General features: G+C 35.8%; 13 protein-coding genes. 12 read left to right on the forward strand and 1 reads right to left on the reverse strand.

Annotated features, from left to right (window positions below):
- Window positions 1-98 precede the first annotated feature (98 nt).
- From BKP56_RS06320 to BKP56_RS06330, 3 genes are all read left to right on the forward strand, one after another.
- Window positions 99-1,277 carry a class I SAM-dependent rRNA methyltransferase gene (locus BKP56_RS06320; RefSeq protein WP_072694308.1) on the forward strand — a complete coding sequence of 393 codons (1,179 nt, stop codon included), beginning with the start codon at window positions 99-101 and terminating at the stop codon, window positions 1,275-1,277.
- Window positions 1,278-1,445: 168 nt separating this feature from the next.
- Window positions 1,446-2,150: an ABC transporter ATP-binding protein gene (locus tag BKP56_RS06325; protein ID WP_072694309.1), complete on the forward strand. Its 705-nt coding sequence runs from the start codon at window positions 1,446-1,448 to the stop codon at window positions 2,148-2,150.
- 59 nt (window positions 2,151-2,209) lie between these two features.
- Window positions 2,210-5,524 carry an FtsX-like permease family protein gene (locus BKP56_RS06330; RefSeq protein ID WP_072694310.1) on the forward strand — a complete coding sequence of 1,105 codons (3,315 nt, stop codon included), beginning with the start codon at window positions 2,210-2,212 and terminating at the stop codon, window positions 5,522-5,524.
- A 52-nt stretch (window positions 5,525-5,576) separates the two neighbouring features.
- On the opposite strand, the gene BKP56_RS06335 is transcribed toward BKP56_RS06330, so the two are convergent.
- Window positions 5,577-6,542, reverse strand: coding sequence for a Gfo/Idh/MocA family protein (locus BKP56_RS06335; protein ID WP_072694311.1), 966 nt, complete (start codon window positions 6,540-6,542; stop codon window positions 5,577-5,579).
- Between the two features lie 183 nt (window positions 6,543-6,725).
- Here BKP56_RS06335 and BKP56_RS06340 point away from each other — a divergent pair, with 183 nt between their 5' ends.
- The 9 genes from BKP56_RS06340 to pcrA all read left to right on the forward strand — a co-directional run bounded on the left by BKP56_RS06340 (window position 6,726) and on the right by pcrA (window position 17,588).
- Window positions 6,726-7,562, forward strand: a complete 837-nt coding sequence (locus BKP56_RS06340) for a M15 family metallopeptidase (protein WP_083540496.1) — start codon at window positions 6,726-6,728, stop codon at window positions 7,560-7,562.
- A 45-nt stretch (window positions 7,563-7,607) separates the two neighbouring features.
- Window positions 7,608-8,252: a glycoside hydrolase family 73 protein gene (locus tag BKP56_RS06345; RefSeq protein ID WP_083540497.1), complete on the forward strand. Its 645-nt coding sequence runs from the start codon at window positions 7,608-7,610 to the stop codon at window positions 8,250-8,252.
- Window positions 8,249-8,938 carry a hydrolase gene (locus BKP56_RS06350; protein WP_072694312.1) on the forward strand — a complete coding sequence of 230 codons (690 nt, stop codon included), beginning with the start codon at window positions 8,249-8,251 and terminating at the stop codon, window positions 8,936-8,938. The genes BKP56_RS06345 and BKP56_RS06350 overlap by 4 nt, the downstream gene beginning before the upstream one ends.
- Window positions 8,939-9,015: 77 nt before the next feature.
- Entirely contained in the window at window positions 9,016-11,079 is a 2,064-nt protein-coding gene (gene pbp4, locus BKP56_RS06355; RefSeq protein WP_072694313.1) for a penicillin-binding protein PBP4(5), read from the forward strand.
- 118 nt (window positions 11,080-11,197) lie between these two features.
- Window positions 11,198-12,547, forward strand: coding sequence for a hemolysin family protein (locus tag BKP56_RS06360; RefSeq protein ID WP_072694314.1), 1,350 nt, complete (start codon window positions 11,198-11,200; stop codon window positions 12,545-12,547).
- Window positions 12,548-12,653: 106 nt separating this feature from the next.
- Window positions 12,654-13,190 (forward strand): DUF2179 domain-containing protein, encoded by a 537-nt coding sequence (locus BKP56_RS06365; protein ID WP_072696033.1) that lies wholly within the window; start codon window positions 12,654-12,656, stop codon window positions 13,188-13,190.
- A 57-nt stretch (window positions 13,191-13,247) separates the two neighbouring features.
- Entirely contained in the window at window positions 13,248-14,366 is a 1,119-nt protein-coding gene (locus BKP56_RS06370; RefSeq protein WP_072694315.1) for a 5-(carboxyamino)imidazole ribonucleotide synthase, read from the forward strand.
- 82 nt (window positions 14,367-14,448) lie between these two features.
- Window positions 14,449-15,096 carry a GntR family transcriptional regulator gene (locus tag BKP56_RS06375; protein WP_072694316.1) on the forward strand — a complete coding sequence of 216 codons (648 nt, stop codon included), beginning with the start codon at window positions 14,449-14,451 and terminating at the stop codon, window positions 15,094-15,096.
- Window positions 15,097-15,353: 257 nt separating this feature from the next.
- Window positions 15,354-17,588 carry a DNA helicase PcrA gene (gene pcrA, locus BKP56_RS06380; RefSeq protein WP_156849268.1) on the forward strand — a complete coding sequence of 745 codons (2,235 nt, stop codon included), beginning with the start codon at window positions 15,354-15,356 and terminating at the stop codon, window positions 17,586-17,588.
- Window positions 17,589-17,611: the final 23 nt, after the last annotated feature.

The raw sequence follows: 17,611 nt of genomic DNA on the forward strand, positions 1-17,611 counted from the left end.
CATTCACCTTTTTACATGGGGTAATAAAATTAGCAAAAGTTATGTTATAATGAGAATCACCATAAACTATCCGATAAAGATAGTAAAGGAGTAGAAGAGTGAGAAAATTAAAAGTAAAAACACTAGCAGCTAATCGCCTAAAAAAAGGATATCAAGCTTTAGAAGAATATGATTTTAAAACAATGGGCGATGTAATAGAAGGTGAGTTTGTTGAAATCACTGATCAAAATAATAACTTTATTGGTAAAGGATATCTTGGTGAAGAAGATCGTACAGTAGGATGGGTTCTTACAACTGATAAAGATGAACCAATTGATTCTAATTTCTATGACCGACACTTCCGAATGGCACGTGATGCTAGAACAGCTTACTATGCAGACGATTCTACAAATGCGTTTCGTCTATTTAATGCATCTGGTGATGGAATCGGAGGTATAACAATTGATTACTACGATGGTTTTTACATTTTCTCATGGTTTAATCAAGGAATTTATAGCCATCGTGAACAAATTTATCAAGCATTTAAGATTGCTATACCTGACTTTAAAGGAATAATTGAAAAAGTACGCTTTAAAAATGCAGATATCCAATCACGACATGTTTCTGGTGAAATGCCTCCTGAACCTTTATTAATTAAAGAAAACGGTATTCAGTATGCAACTTATATCAATGAAGGTTGGATGACTGGGATTTTTTTAGATCAGAGAAACGTTCGTCGTAAACTCATGGAAGAATGGGGAACTGGTAAAAAGATTCTAAATACTTTCAGTTATACCGGAGCATTTTCTGTAGCCGCAGCTATGGGCGGGGCTATCAAGACAGTTAACGTTGATGCTGCAAAGCGAAGTAAATCTAAAACGATTGAACAATTTAAAGTTAATGGATTTAATCCTGATGATCATGAGATTCGAATAATTGATGTCTTTGATTATCTAGATTACGCAAAAAAGCACGATTTGAAATTTGATATTATTATTTTAGATCCGCCCACTTTTGCACGTACAAAAAAACGTACCTTCAGCGTAGAAAAAGATTATGTAGGCTTAGTACAAGAGGCATTAGAAATCTTAGCGGATAACGGTATGCTAATTGCTTCAACAAATACTTGGAAATTAAGTAGAGATGATTTCTATCAAATGATTAATGAAGCATTTGATAAAGAACAAATAGATGCCTATTTACTTGAAGAATATGGATTGCCAGAAGATTTTAAAACAAATGAACAGTATCCAGAAAGTGATTATCTTAAAGTCATGGTCTTAGAGAAAACCAGCTAATTTAAACCTTAACTTCAAAGAGCCAGTAGAGTATGGATAACTTTACTGGCTTTTTATTTTGGAACTATGACGTTTTTGTGAAGAAAATATGATGAAAAATATACTAGATACAAGTTCCTTAGAGGCTGTGCTAATATATAGTAAGAGAATAATAGAGAGGAAAAATGTATGAGTGCTTATATTACCGTGAAAGAAGAATATAAAAGATATATATCAGGCGAAACAACGGTTGTTGCTAATAATGGCATAACTTTCCATGTAGAGCAACATGAATTTGCTGTGATAGTAGGTCCGAGTGGGGCGGGGAAAACGACTGTATTGAATATTTTAGGTGGCATGGATTCAGCTGACGAGGGTGAAGTTATTATTGATGGAACGAATATTGTTGGATTTAATGAAAAAAAATTAACTAAATATAGACGAGATGATGTTGGTTTTGTATTCCAGAATTATAATTTGATTCCTAATCTTACAGCGAAAGAAAATGTAGAACTGGCTGCAGAGATTTCACCAGATGCACTTGATGCTGCTGAAGTATTGAAGAGCGTTGGACTTGAAGATAGAATGGATAATTTCCCGGCACAGCTATCTGGCGGTGAACAACAACGAGTTGCAATTGCTCGAGCACTTGCTAAGCAGCCTAAATTGCTTTTATGTGATGAGCCAACGGGAGCATTAGATTATGAAACAGGAAAAAAAGTATTGGAAATTTTAAACAAATCTAAAGAAGAATACGGTGCAACAGTTGTTGTAATTACACATAATCGAGCAATTGCTCCAATGGCTGATAGGGTAATTGATATCAATAATGCTAAAGTAAGAAGTATGACAGTGAATGAGCAGCCTACTCCAGTACACGATATTGAGTGGTGAAATAAAAGCAAAACGAATATGTTGACCTGATCCGTGAATGAATACAACTTGAATGAGGAATGGAATTGAAAAAAACAGCTTTATGGAAAGATACTTTTAGAGAAATTTGGAAAACAAAAACACGATTTCTATCGATTTTAGCAATCATTTTACTAGGGGTAGCGTTCTTTGCCGGAATTAGTGCGACTGGGCCTGTTATGATCAAAACTGCAGATGAATATTATGAAAATCATGATTTGATGGATTTTCAAGTACTTTCTACTATGGGATTAAATGATGAAGATATTGAGTTGTTGAATACGGTAGAGGATGCTACTGTAGAATCTTACTATTCAACTGATGTGGTTTTAAACAGCAGTGGTATTACTTCTAAAATATACGGAATGGATTCTGACAAGAATCAACAGTTAAATGAATATACGATTTTAGAGGGTCGCTTACCAGAAAAGTCTGGAGAAATTGCATTAGATTCAACAGCAACTTATAGAAAAGACTTTCAAATTGGCGACACTATTCAGCTTGAAGAAGGAACAGATGAAGCCTATGAAGATAAATTCAACCAACTTAACTATGAAATTGTTGGATTTGTGAAAAGCCCTCTTTATGTAGAGAGTAATAATCGGGGAAGTACTCAAGTAGGATCAGGAACGTTAGATGGATTTTCAGTCATTCTAGAAGATGATTTCAATCTGGATTACAGGACAGAGACATTTGTTAAATATGATGAAGCCAGTCAGTATCAAGCTTATAGTGATGAATATGATGCTTTTATCGAAGAAAAAGCAAATGAGTTAGAAGCGTTAGTAGAAGATAGACCGCAAGAACGATTGGCTTCGATCAAAGAAGATGGTCAAGAAGAAATCGACAATGGCTATGAAGAAATTGAATCAGCTCAAGCAGAGTTAGATGAAGCTGAAACAGAATTAGAAGATGCTAGAACAGAATTGGACGAAGGACAGGCGGCTTATAATGAAGGGCTTGCTGAACTAGAAGAAAAAGAAGCGGAAGCACGTGCTGAAATTGATTCTAGAAGAAATGAAATTGAGAAAGGAAAAGAACAGATCGCCGAAGGTAAAGCAGAACTTGAAAATGCACAAGCCCAGATCGATGCTGGAAGAGAAGAACTAGAAGCTCGTCGCGAAGCAGCAGCAGCTGAAATAACTAGTTCAGAACAGGAAATTGCAACAGGCAGAGAGCAGATTGAAAGTGCTCGACAAGAACTAGAAGCTGCTGAGCAGGAATTAGAAGCAAATACGCCGCAATTACCGGAAGCACAAGTAGAAGCTGCCCGCCAGGAAATAGCAAATAATAGAGCGCAATTAGCTGCACAAGCTCAGGAGTTAGAAGCAGCAGAACAAGAAATTGCTCAAGGACGTCAAGAACTAGAAGATGCAGAAGCTGAACTTGACCAGTCTCAACAAGAGGTAAACGCCGGGTTAGCAGAAATTGAAAGCCAAGAAGCTGAGCTGAACTCTGGTGAACAACAGCTTGAAGAAGCGGAAGCTACACTTGAGTCAGAACTGGAAGATGGTAGAGCAGAACTTGCCGAAGCTCAAGCTGAGCTTGAAAATGGAGAAGCAGAGTATCAAGAAGGGCTTGAAACTTTTGATAGCGAACGAGAAGAAGCAGAGACTGAGATCAATGATGCTAGAACAGAATTAGAAGAGGCTCAAGATGAATTAAATAATCTGCAAGCACCTAAATATTTAGTTAATGATCGTACTTACTTTGCCGGATATGAAGAATATGGAGAAAATTCAGAGAGAATCAGTGCCATTGCTAAAATATTCCCGGTATTTTTCTTTCTGCTCGCTGCATTGATATCGTTGACTACCATGACCAGAATGGTAGATGAAGGACGAAATCAAATTGGTACAATGAAGGCTCTCGGCTACACTAATAAAGATATTTCAACAAAATATTTTGTTTATGCTTTTCTGGCTACAATAGTTGGAGCTGGAATTGGTTTAGGGTTAGGTTATTGGGTGTTTCCATCTGTTATCATGGATGCTTATGGATCGTTATATAATCTTCCAGATATAGGCATACAATTTTATTGGGGCTTTTCAATAATCTCATTAATTGCTTCACTATGTGCTACAGGATTAGCAACTTTAGTATCAGTACGCATTTCTCTACAAAGTAATGCATCAGATTTACTAAGACCAAAAGCCCCTAAAAAAGGGAAAAGAATTATACTCGAAAGAATTCCTTTCTTATGGAATCGATTCAGCTTTACTCAAAAAGTTGCATCAAGAAATTTATTCCGATATAAAGGGCGCATGTTAATGACGATTATTGGAGTAGCAGGATGTACGGCACTTTTATTAACAGGGTTTGGCTTGTCTGACTCTATTTCAAATATCGGCAGTATCCAGTATGGAGAAATCAATCAGTATCAAGCAATCGTTTCAGAAAACACGAATGCTGATGATAGTGATAGAACAGACTATATAGATACTCTAGAAAATATTGAAGAAATCGACAGCAGCATAGAAGTGGAGCAGAACACCTTTACAGCAGAAGTAGGTGAAAATCGTCAGGATGTCAACGTATTCGTTCCAGAAGATGCTAGCGAAATGAATGAATATGTTGTTCTTAAAGATAAGGATGAATCAGATAAAATCTATGACCTTCCTGAAGAGGGAGGGATTATAACTCAGAAGTTAGCTGATCTATTGAACGTTTCTGAAGGGGATACGATTCAAATTGATGGAGATGACCAAGAAGTATATGAAGTAGAAGTTAAAGGAATCGTAGAACATTATTTCCAGCATTATGTCTATATGTCTCCAGAAGCTTATGAGAAGGCTACAGAAAAATCTCCTGTTTATAATACTAGGTTATTGAAGTATAATACCGAAACGATTAATGACGATGAAATCGGGGAAGTTTTAAATGCAGAAGAAGCGGTTCAAGGGGTAGTTTTTGTTTCTGCAATCTATGATACCATGCAAGGTTCTTTAGATAGTTTAGATGTGGTAACACTAGTCATTATCATATCAGCTGCCACTTTAGCGTTTATTGTTTTGTATAACTTAACTAATATTAATGTTTCGGAAAGAGAAAGAGAACTATCTACGATTAAAGTACTTGGTTTCTATGATAAAGAAGTAACGATGTATGTTTATAGAGAAAACCTTGTATTGACTTTGATGGGAATCATATTCGGACTTGGTCTAGGTGTCATTATGCAGCGGTTTGTCTTACAGACTGCAGAAATTGATGTAATGAGATTTAGTCGTCAGATCAACTTTACCAGTTTCTTATTCTCAGGATTACTTACTTTCCTATTCTCGGGATTAGTGATGATCTTGATGCATTTCAAACTGAAATTTATTGACATGATAGAAGCTTTAAAAGCACAAGAGTAAATTAAAAAAGATAGATGTCGTAATATACGAGATCTATCTTTTTTATTAATCTTTACTTAGTCAAATCCATTCCCCAGGCTTTTGCAGATTTGTCCATGAGGTCAGTAACATCTTTAGTTAACTCAATATAAGTTTTGTTTTCTTTATTTAGTAGAGTGTCAGAAAGATCCTGTACTTCATAAGACAAAGCAGATGCTGAAGAACCAGCTTCGATAGTTTCTGATGTACCATCTGGGTAAGTGATGATTGCCTTATCTGCTCTAGGGTAATTTATTACCGTAATAAAGGCATTTTCACAGATGATGACGCCTTGTTTAGGCATTTTACCTCTAAAGGATAAGGAAACAGCCGACAATTCATTTTTATCATTACTTAGTTGAATGGTACTCATTTCATCAACGCCGGTTTCGTATAGTTTGACCATTGTTTGTAAATCAGTCGGTTGGCTACTCAAAAAGTAACGAACGAATGACAAGGCATAGACACCAATATCAAGTAATGCTCCGCCGCCTAGCTCTTTATTGAAGAATCGCATTGAAGGGTCAGTATCTTTAAGACTTCCGAACATTGCGTTGACCATTTTTAGTTTGCCAAATTCACCAGCTTCAATTCTGGATTTTAACTGTTTGAATAAAGGCATATGATAAATCGTCATTGCTTCAGCAACAATCAGATTTTTTTCGTCTGCCAAGCTTAATATTTCTTCAAGTTGGGTATTGTTCATGACCATGGCTTTTTCACATAGGACGTGTTTACCGGCATTTAATGCCATCTTGATATTTTCTGCATGATGACTATTAGGTGTTGCCAGGTATATAATATCTATATCTGGATCGAAGCAAAGGGCTTCATAGTGTCCGTAAGCTTTTGGAACGTTATATTCTGATGCGAAATCCTGGGCCTTTTGAAGCGTTCTCGAAGCAACGGCAGTGAGTTCTGCGTTATCTGATTTAAATGAAGCTGCAAAATCATGAGCGATCCCGCCAAGTCCAATTATTCCCCATTTGATTCTAGTCATAATCATTCCTACTTTCAGTATATTTTAGAAGTCACTTGTTATAAGACAAGTTTTCCTAGTTAATTGTATCAAAAATATGAAGTAAACGGTTAATAAAGTTCAGATATTCGCCAAGACTTTGTTATGTTCGTTTACGTTGTGGTAAAATAGGAGAAGTGAATTAAACAAATCAGGAGATTTTTTATGATGATTAAAAGACGGCTTATTCTTCTATTAAGTTCATTAATTTTGACAGGATGTTCCGCTATAGATAATGAGAAGAGAATAAACGAACAAGTATCTGAAACAACTGCAACAGATCAAGAAGATAGTGAATCTACTAATAGTAATCAATCTAAAGAAGAAACCGACTCGGTGACAGAAGAAGAAAAAAATCACCTTGCATTGATAGAATCACTTCCAGAAAATGTCAGCACAGAAGACTGGAATTTAATTTTGGTTAATAACTGGAATCCATTGCCAGATGATTTTGAACCTGATTTAGTAGAAGTGGAGCCTGATAAACAAATTGACCGCAGAATAGTAAATGCATATGAAAACTGGACAGCTGCAGCAGAATCAGCAGGTCATAATTTATATCTCGCATCTGGTTATAGATCAGTCGAAAGACAGCAAAATAATTTTGATTATAGAGTTGACCAATACATGCAAAAGGGAGATTCAAAGGAAGAAGCAATAAAAAAAACGGAGGAATATATCGCGATTCCTAAAAGTAGTGAGCATCATACGGGACTAGCTGTTGATCTTATTGATGAACGATGGATTGCCGAGGGAAATGAATTTACACCTGACTATGCTGCTCCTGATTTACAATTAAAATGGTTGATCGATACAATGGGTGATTATGGATTTATTCTACGCTATCCAGAAGATAAGAAAGAAGTAACAGATATCAATTATGAATCATGGCATTTTAGATATGTTGGAGAAGAAAATGCCAGATTTATTATAGATCATAATCTCGCTCTTGAAGAATATATAGAACTGTTGACGGAACGCGAAACAAGACTAGATGAATAATTATTAAGAAAAAATTGTCTATTGGTTTCAAAGGAGAAGATTGTCGTGCCTAAAAAGGCGATCAGAAAACACAAAAATCCACGTAAAAAGAAACAAAGTCCAGTGATTTTAGGAATGAAAGTTATCTTAGTGTTTATTATACTATTTATATTTTCGATTGCATTGATCAGTAAAAAATTATTTGAAGAACCGAGTGGAGTTTCTACAAGTTATGAGCAGGAGTTTATTAATGAATTAGCAGAGAATGCTAAACTTATTGAAGTAAAATATAGTGTAAGACCGAGTGTGATGATTGCACAAGCCATACTTGAGTCTAATTGGGGTAAAAGTGAATTAGCCCAAAAAGAAAATAATTATTATGGAATCAAAGGAGAAAATCCTAGTTCGTATACTACTAATGAATTTGAAGAAAATGAGTGGATTGAAATAGACGCTCAATTTAGAAGTTATAATTCACTGTTTGAATCAATGGAAGATTATGCGAAACTCCTTCAGAATGGTACTGAATGGGATGAAGATCTTTATCAAGAAGTGATTGAAGCGCCCACTTATGAAGAATCAGCGCAGGCACTGCAAACGGCGGGATACGCAACTGATCCGGATTATCCAGAAAAAGTAATCTCTGTGATAGAAACCTACGAATTATATAAATATGATTATGATACTATTGAACAGGAGAGTAAGGAATGACCAAGAAAAAAGAAATGCCTGTCGTTGAGACTAATTTGCGAAAAGATTATATTGCGGTTCCAGATGTTATAAGAGAAGCTAGTGGAATTAATATCAATGGAAAACGATTTAAAGCGATGCTTTTTACTACAGACATCGCAATTATTATGAATAATAATGCTGATGCGATTATGGCTGTTTATCCATTTACACCGCATCCGGCAATTATTGAAGCCATTACATCTGTGTCTACGATTCCAGTACTTGCAGGCGTGGGAGGTGGGACAACTCAAGGACCACGTTCGGCTAATATGGCTCTCTTCGCAGAAGCTCATGGGTGCCTGGCGGTTGTTGTAAATGCCCCGACTCCAATCGAAACAATCGAAGCTATCAATGAAGTCGTTGATATTCCGATTATTATGACAATCGTATCTGAATATACAGATATTGACGAGAGACTGGCAGCGGGAGTTGATATTTTGAATATTTCTAATGCTGGCAACACAACAGAGTTAGTTAGAGAAATTAGAGAAAACTATCCTAAATTACCGATCATTGCAACAGGAGGACCTACGGAAGAAAGTATAAAAGCTACCATAGAAGCAGGAGCTAATGCAATTACGTATACTCCACCGTCAAACGGTAAATTATTCAGTAAAAAAATGGATAAATATAGAAAACAGGAAAAAGACGATTTTGAAAGTTAATGTAAAATTACTTATTAAATTAGATAAATGAAACCACTAATAGAATCATTTTAAATAATTGGAAAGCAGGGTTATGTATGAAAAAATCTTCAAATAGTTTTAATAACAAGAAAAATAGTAAAAAGGTCTGGCTCGTCCCGTTAATCGTAATATTAGTTATTATAGTTGGCGTAGGTGGATACTTTTTATACAGTAACTGGCAAGCAAATCAAGAAGCGCAAAGGCGTCAGTCGCTAGCCGAAGAACTTTCGCAAAGCTACTTAGATGCATTGGCTGATAATGATATGACAGAATTTGTTACTTTACTATCTGAAGAATCAATCAGTGAAGCACCCTATACTAGAGAAGAAATCGGTGAAAGATATGAAACGATATTCTCTGGAATAGGAGCTGGTAATATAGATAATATGGAATATGAACTTGTATTAGATGAAGAAACTGATCAATATAAATTTTCATATACACTTGCCATGGATACTTCACTTGGCCGATTAGAAGATTTAAAATATCAGACAACTTTTTCAGAAGTAGAGGATGAAATGTTTGTGGACTGGGATACTTCCTTGATCTTTCCAGATATGGAAGAAGGAGATACAGTCAAACTTTCTTATGATGAAGGAGAACGGGGCAGTATTAATGACCGGAATGGAAATATGCTTGCCGGAAACGGAAGTGCATGGGAAGCTGGATTATTACCAGGTGCATTAGGTGAAGGAGATGTGCGTAACGAACAATTATCTAATATATCAGAAAATTTTGGCCTTGAGGTTTCTTCATTAGAAGAATTACTTGAGCAGAGTTGGGTAACTGATGAAAGTTTTGTACCTATTAAAGTAGTGGATGAAGAAAACAGACCAGAATTGTCAGGAGTCGTATATAGACAAACTGAATCTAGAATGTATCCATTAGGTGAAGCAGCTGCGCATTTGACAGGCTATGTCGGAGAGGTTACAGCGGAAGATATCGAAAGTAATCCAACGTTACAATCTGGTGATACTGTCGGGAAAGCAGGATTAGAAGCAGCTTTTGATGAACGATTAAGAGGAACAAAGGGAGGACAAATCTATATTGAAACTGAAGCAGGAGAGACGAAAAAAGTCTTGGTTGAATCTGAAAAACAAGACGGTGAAAATATTCGTTTGACAATTGATATGGGTCTGCAGCAAGAAATGTATGATCAGCTACAAGGGGATCCAGGCTCAGCTGTTGTAATGGCGCCAGATTCAGGAGAACTGCTAGTTGCAACTAGTTCTCCGTCATATGATCCACAATTATTTATTGAAGGAATTTCAAATGAACAATATCAGAGTTATACAGAAAATGAAGATAGTCCTTTCTTAGCGCGTTTTGCTCAAAGATATGCACCTGGTTCTACATTCAAGATTCTTACTTCTATGATTGGGCTTGATTTAGGTGTAACTACACCTGACAAAACACATACAATAGAAGGACTAGAATGGCAGCCGGAAGATAATTCTTTTGGGGATCATAAAATCACTAGAGTAAGCGATGCCGTTACAGAAGTGGATCTGCAAGCAGCTATTACGTATTCAGATAACATCTATTTTGCAATGGAAGCTTTGGAAATGGGAGAAAATGAGTTTGTAGAAAAATTAAGTCAGTTTCCTTTTGGAGCGAATATGAATTTACCATTTAGTATGCAACCCGCTCAAATATCTAATGATGGAACGCTCAGTCGCCCAACATTGTTAGCAGATACTGCTTACGGGCAAGGTGAGCTATTAATGAGTCCAATTCATCAAATCTCGTTCTATTCAGCTGTTGTCAACGAGGGAGCAATGACTTTCCCTAAACTTGAATTAGAAGAAGAGGGAGAAGCAAATCAATTAAGTCCAGTAACAGCAGAGTCTGCAAAATTGATTAAGGAAGATCTTATTACAGCAGTTCAAGACACGAATGGTACAGCTCATGCCTTCTCTAAATTACCTTTTACAGTCGGTGCAAAGACGGGAACAGCTGAAATTTCAGAAGACGGCGAAAATGTCACAAATGGATTTGTTTACGCCTTTGATGCTGAAGATAATGATTTTACGTTTTTGGGATTTTTAGAAGGACAAAGCAGTGGTGATGTCGTCGACAGATTCCTGCCGGTATTATCTGATTTGAAAGCAACTGAGTAACTATGATGCATAGAAATCTAGTGCATTATTCTGTTGTGAGACCATAGGATATGTGATATAGTGACTTTGATTTTAAAAAAAATAAAAAGTTTGTTTATAAAAAAGGAGAAAAAACATAATGAATTCAGATCCTGGGAGTATACAGCCCTTAATTGGGCATGTTTCACTCATCATCTTATTGACTTTGATCTACGGGATTTTTGCGGCGATTGAAATAGCGCTGGTGTCACTGAACCAAACTAGAATTATCGAGTTATCAATTGAAGGTAACAGGAAAGCTAAGAAAGTGTTGGATCTGCTTGAAAAATCGGATGATTATCTGATAGCTGTCAGAATCATACTGACGCTTTCAGCACTATTCAGCAGTGCATTAGCCTCATTTTATTATACGGATTACTTAGCTGGGCTTTTAGGAGGTTTTATTTATGCCAGAATTGTCAGTATGATTGTAATCACGTTGGTTGTTTCTTCTATTGTACTTATTTTTGGAGAACAGTTACCTAAAGCAATTGCAGCTCAAAATCCTGATCAAACGGCTATGGCTCTTGTAGGTGTTGTGCTTTTCGTTCGTAAGTTATTTATTCCGATAGTCTGGACGTTGAAAGTCATCACAAACGGCATGAAAAAGATATTACCGATCGATTTCAATGCCCAAGAAGAAACCATGACGCGTGATGAATTCCGTACATTTTTAGAGCAAAGTCATCACCATGAGATTATCGATCTGGAAGAATTTTCAATGCTCAAGGGAGTACTTTCACTTGACAACAAGATTGCTAGAGAAGTAATGGTGCCTAGGACAGATTCATTTATGTTGGATTACGATGATTCAAACAAAGAAAATATTGATGCGATGCTCAATACACCTCATTCAAGAGTACCCTTATATTTTAAAGATAAAGATAATATACTAGGTATCGTTCATGTGAAGAATCTACTGAAAGCATCAAAAGAAAAAGCATTATATGATATTGACTTGAAGGAAATTAGTAACGAAGCACTTTTTGTTCCAGAAACAATTTATATTGATGACCTGATATTTCAGATGAAACGTACACAAAATCAAATGGCTGTACTGAATGATGAATATGGTGGAGTAGTTGGAATCGTGACGTTAGAAGATCTCTTAGAAGAAATAGTTGGAGAGATTGACGATGAATACGACGAAACAAATAATTTGATTGAGCAAGTTTCAGATCAGGAGTTTATCGTCGAGGGATCAGCGCCAATAGATAAGTTTAATGATTTCTTTAATACGAAAATTGAATCAGAAAATGTGGATACGATAGCCGGTTATTTTATTACTGAATTTGGAAGCGTACCCGGTAAAGATGATGATGCTTTTTTGAAATTGGAAGATTTATTAATGAGAGTAGAGTCGCTTGAAGGATCAAGAATATTGACTTTAAGAGTTGAAAAAATTTTATTTGAAGATGACCATAAACAGTCAATAGAAGAAGCAGACTGAATTAAAACTAGGCTGAGACGGCTACACTTGTCTCAGCCGTTCTAGTATGTAAAACTATAGATAGGACAAAAAACAGGGAGAGTTTTTAGTGGATTTAGATTGGATAATGTTATTGACAATATTTTGCATAAACGTGGTATACGTTACGCTTAATACATTGAGAATGATGTTGACGATGAAAGGTTATCAATCGATAGCCCCTTTTATAGCAATGGTAGAGATTGCAATCTATGTAGTGGGACTTGGATTAGTATTAGATAACTTAGATAATATATTTAATGTAGTGGCTTATGCACTTGGATTTGGAGTAGGCATTTTTACTGGAATGAAAATAGAGAATTATCTGGCCTTAGGATATATTTTAGTAACGACTATCGTACCTGAAAAAGGTTATGAGATCGCAAACAGATTAAGGGATTCTGGTTACGGAGTAACAACTACTCAAGCATATGGAAAAGAAGGGGATCGTTTCGTGCTGGAGATTTTAACACCTCGAACGAATGAGCGTGACTTGTATGTAAAGATTCATGAAATTGAAGCGAAAGCCTTCATTATCTCATATGAACCAAGATATATTAATGGCGGATTCTGGACTAAGAAAATCAAGAAAAATAAATTACCCAAGAAACCTTTTAATGAATAGATTTTAGTAGTATTTAATTGATTGTTGAAGAGAAATTGAAAAAGAGGAGCGTTAACCATGAGTGAATGGATTCAACCCGGTAAAACAATAGGAATAATCGGTGGTGGAAGCGTTGCTCGATTGCTGGCACTTTCTGCAAAAAAAATGGGCTACAAAGTTGGAATTTTAGACCCAAATGCTAAGTCTTCAGCTAGCAGTATCGCAGATTGGCATTTAAGAGCAGAGTTGACAAATGAAAAAGCCTTCCAGGATCTTGCAATGAAAAGTGATGTAGTTTTATATGAGACTGAAGCTTTTCACTCAGATTATCTGCGTATGATGAAACGCACTCTACCTGTTCCACAAGGAGAAGACTTACTCTCCATTTCTCAGGATAGGGTTTTACAAAAAGCTTTTTTAGAATCAAATAGTCTTAATATTGCTCCATTTGCTACTATTGTTTCTATAGAAGACGTTGAAGAAGCCGTTCAAAGTATTGGCTATCCTTGCGTATTGAAAGCAAATAGAACAGATGAGAGATATAAAGAGCATGTTGTTTTGTATGACGAAAGTGATATTCCCCGCACTAAAAATCTGGTTGATTCAGGTGCTAGTGTACTTGAAGCGTGGATACCATTTGAAAGAGAATTATGTGTAGCCATTGCTAAAGATAAATCTAATCAGGTATTGATTTATCCAGTAATTGAAATGATGTACCGTAATGATGAGTTTTATCAATCAGTCACACCAGCGCGTATCAGTGAAGATGTTGTAGTAGAAGTAAATCGAATTGCTCAAATTGTGGCTGATAATATTGACTTTCAAGGAGTTATAGCATTAGAATTATTTACTACTTCGACTGGTTCACTCTATATAAACGAATTAGTTGGTCATCCTCATCAGGCATTTCATTACACAATAGATCAAGGAGAATTGTCACAATTTGATGCTCATATTCGTGCTATTTGCGGTTGGCCATTGCCTCAAAAGGTTAGTCATACTAGACCTGCTGTAATGAGACTGTTCAATTATACTCAGCTTGAGCAGGCTTACACGCAAGCTAGTATCCAGCAAGACTGGAAATTTACTTTTTATCAAAGTGATCCTACTGATCCTAATACTGAAAAGGGACATGTTTTAATCCCTACAGATAATATTAATGAATTACTTGTACTTCTTTCAGATATAGGAATGTAGCTGGTTATATTTAATTATTATAGATTTATTTTGACCTAATGATGTATCATAATAATTAGATCAAAAGTCAAGGACTGAAAAAATGACAAAAGTAAAAAAAAGAGAGATAGAAGCTTATCATTTTATAAAGCAGAAAATTGAAAGTAAAGAATGGCTGCCACAAAAGCATATTCGTGAACAAGATCTTGCTAATATGTTGGAGATGAGTCGAACTCCGATTCGTAATGCGTTTACACGTCTAGAAAAAGAAAATTATATTGTGATCGAACCCTATAAAGGTGTTAGGATCCTTCCATTAGTTATCGACCCAAAAGCTTTTCGTGAACGCATTGAATTTATTGAATTAATGGTTATCCATTATTTGATGAAACTAGAAAAGTCAGAAAAACAAATGGAACTTAAAGAAGCAAAAAATATATTGCAAAGTATGCAAAAAGCCAATTTAAATAATGAAGATGACTTTGAAGAAAAAGAATGGAATTTATGGGAAGAACTGCTTGTGTTGGAGAATAATCGTTACAGTAGATCTTTGATTCTTAATTCAATGAAAGATTTACTACCTGACAGTGGGAAAATTTTAAGCATTCTTTACAAAAGCCGTCAGACTAAAATTAACCATTATGAGCAGCTGATTCAATATTTACAAGAGCATAATTATCCTTATGCTAGAAGAGAAATCAGGATTTTATTGAACCAGCTTCTTTTAAACATCGTTCAAGCTGCTGATTAAAGAAGATAATATCCAGTGAGCATATTGAAGATATTAACTCAATATGCTTTTTTTGTATTTATGAATTGTTGTTAATGTTTAAAAGTATTCAGATCAGAACAAATGATTACCTTAATATGAGTTTCAAAGTGTCCCATGACAATTTGAAAAAAGTAAATATTCTAAGATTTATATGATGGAATGCCTTGTTCTATGGAAAGAAAGAGATGTTTTCTGTATAATAAAATAATGTATGATTACCTGAAAGGATGACGATATTGGTACTGCGTAAAGATATTTTAAGTGGAATGAATCCAAAACAAAAAGAAGCAGCGGCGTACACTGAAGGCCCGCTTTTAATCATGGCAGGAGCAGGTTCAGGTAAAACGAGAGTACTGACTCATCGTATTTCTTACTTGATAGAAGAACAAGGTGTTAATCCTTGGAATATATTAGCGATAACATTTACAAATAAAGCAGCTTCAGAGATGAAAGCTCGAGTATCAAATTTAGTCAAAAAAGGCGGGACTGATGTATGGGTCTCTACTTTCCACTCAATGTGTGTAAGAATTTTACGCAGAGAAGCTGACCAGATTGGATATAGCCGTTCTTTCACAATTAGTGATCCTGGTGAACAGCAGACATTGATGAAACGAATTTTAAAGAGACAAAACATCGATCCTAAAAAATATAATCCACGTGCAATACTTTCTGAAATTAGTAACGCAAAGAATAAATTACAGAATGAAGCTGCGTTTCGTGCAGAAGCAAATGATTACTTCAGCAAAATTGTTGCTGACTGTTATGATGCGTATCAGCGAGAACTGCGAAATGCACAAGCTGTAGATTTTGACGATTTAATTATGCTGACGGTACGGCTTTTTGAAGAACATCCAGATGTGTTGAAAGTCTATCAAACTAAATTTCAGTATATCCACGTTGACGAGTATCAAGATACAAACCATGCTCAGTATAAATTAGTTCAGTTATTGGCTAGTCGCCTGCGGAATATTTGTGTCGTTGGAGATGCAGATCAAAGTATTTATGGATGGCGTGGAGCAGACATGGAAAATATTATGAATTTTGAGAAAGATTATCCAGAAGCTAAAGTGATTTATTTAGAGCAGAATTATCGCTCAACTAAAAATATTTTACAAGCAGCGAACCATGTTATATCCCATAATATTAATAGAAGAGAAAAAAATCTCTGGACGGATAATCATGATGGAAATAAAATCGTCTATTATCGAGCTGGCAATGAACATGAAGAATCTCGCTACATCGTACAACAGATTAAAGAAGAAATGGCCCAAGATTCTAAAAAAGAATACAACGATTTCGCCGTACTATATAGAACTAATGCACAGTCAAGAATCATGGAGGAGACTCTGATCAAAACGAATATTCCTTACCGTATGGTGGGAGGGCATAAATTCTATGACAGAAAAGAAATTAAAGATATTTTAGCTTATTTAACACTTATTGCTAATCCGTCAGATAATTTAAGTTTTAATAGAGTTGTAAATGTGCCTAAAAGGGGTATTGGGGCTAGTTCTGTTGAAAAGCTAATGTTAGCAGCAGAAGAGATGGGATGGTCACTATATGAGGCAGCTTTGAATGCTCAAGTAACCAACTTATCTGGCCGAGCTGCTAATAACCTGGAAGTTTTTGCTACCATGATCAATGATTTTAGAAAAATGTCAGAATTTCTTACCGTAACAGAGTTGACAGAACAAATTCTTGAAAAATCTGATTATCTTCCTACATTAAAAAAAGAGCGTACACTAGAATCAGAAGCACGTATTGAAAATATTAATGAGTTTCTTTCCGTGACACAGCAATTCGATGAAGATCCTCAAGAAGATAAGAGTCTGATTTCTTTCCTTACAGACTTAGCCTTATTATCTGACTTAGATACGGAAGTAGAAGAACCTACAAGTGAGATTACATTAATGACCCTCCATGCAGCGAAGGGACTAGAATTTCCAGTAGTCTTCCTAATCGGTATGGAAGAAGGGCTATTCCCATTATCTAGAGCTGAATTAGATGAGAATGAAATGGAAGAAGAAAGACGTCTCGCATACGTAGGAATTACTCGGGCTGAACAGAAGCTTTATCTTTCTAACGCAATGAACAGAACGTTATACGGAAAAACTCAATTAAACAGACCATCCAGATTCTTAGATGAAATTGAAGACGAATTACTGGAGCGGATTGGATCTAATAGTTTAAAACCATTCTCGAATGGAATCAATAGCGGGTTTGGTAATCGATCTAATGACTATATGCCTGCTAATAAAAAAGTCAGAACAGTCACTTCTCACCCTACAGGTAATAGTGGAGCAGAAAGCCTCGACTGGACGGTTGGAGATAAGGCTAACCATAAGACGTGGGGAATAGGAACAGTTGTTAAGATCAGTGGGACTGGTCAGGATTTGCAGCTGGATATTGCATTTCCCGGTATCGGAATCAAGCCATTACTAGCAACATTTGCACCAATAGAAAAAGTTTAAAAAACTTGGAAAGACTGAGAGGA

The organism is Marinilactibacillus sp. 15R, assembly GCF_001895285.1.
In the GTDB taxonomy this organism is placed as follows: Bacteria; Bacillota; Bacilli; order Lactobacillales; family Carnobacteriaceae_A; genus Marinilactibacillus; species Marinilactibacillus piezotolerans.

What these genes read in the sequence shown, in the direction of transcription:
- BKP56_RS06375 (WP_072694316.1), top strand. Translation starts at nt 14,449, where the DNA reads ATGACAAAAGTAAAAAAAAGAGAGATAGAAGCTTATCATTTTATAAAG.
- BKP56_RS06340 (WP_083540496.1), top strand. Translation starts at nt 6,726, where the DNA reads ATGATGATTAAAAGACGGCTTATTCTTCTATTAAGTTCATTAATTTTG.
- BKP56_RS06365 (WP_072696033.1), top strand. Translation starts at nt 12,654, where the DNA reads ATGTTATTGACAATATTTTGCATAAACGTGGTATACGTTACGCTTAAT.
- BKP56_RS06325 (WP_072694309.1), top strand. Translation starts at nt 1,446, where the DNA reads ATGAGTGCTTATATTACCGTGAAAGAAGAATATAAAAGATATATATCA.
- pbp4 (WP_072694313.1), top strand. Translation starts at nt 9,016, where the DNA reads ATGAAAAAATCTTCAAATAGTTTTAATAACAAGAAAAATAGTAAAAAG.
- BKP56_RS06335 (WP_072694311.1), bottom strand. Translation starts at nt 6,542, where the DNA reads ATGACTAGAATCAAATGGGGAATAATTGGACTTGGCGGGATCGCTCAT.
- BKP56_RS06330 (WP_072694310.1), top strand. Translation starts at nt 2,210, where the DNA reads ATGGAATTGAAAAAAACAGCTTTATGGAAAGATACTTTTAGAGAAATT.
- BKP56_RS06360 (WP_072694314.1), top strand. Translation starts at nt 11,198, where the DNA reads ATGAATTCAGATCCTGGGAGTATACAGCCCTTAATTGGGCATGTTTCA.
- BKP56_RS06350 (WP_072694312.1), top strand. Translation starts at nt 8,249, where the DNA reads ATGACCAAGAAAAAAGAAATGCCTGTCGTTGAGACTAATTTGCGAAAA.
- BKP56_RS06370 (WP_072694315.1), top strand. Translation starts at nt 13,248, where the DNA reads ATGAGTGAATGGATTCAACCCGGTAAAACAATAGGAATAATCGGTGGT.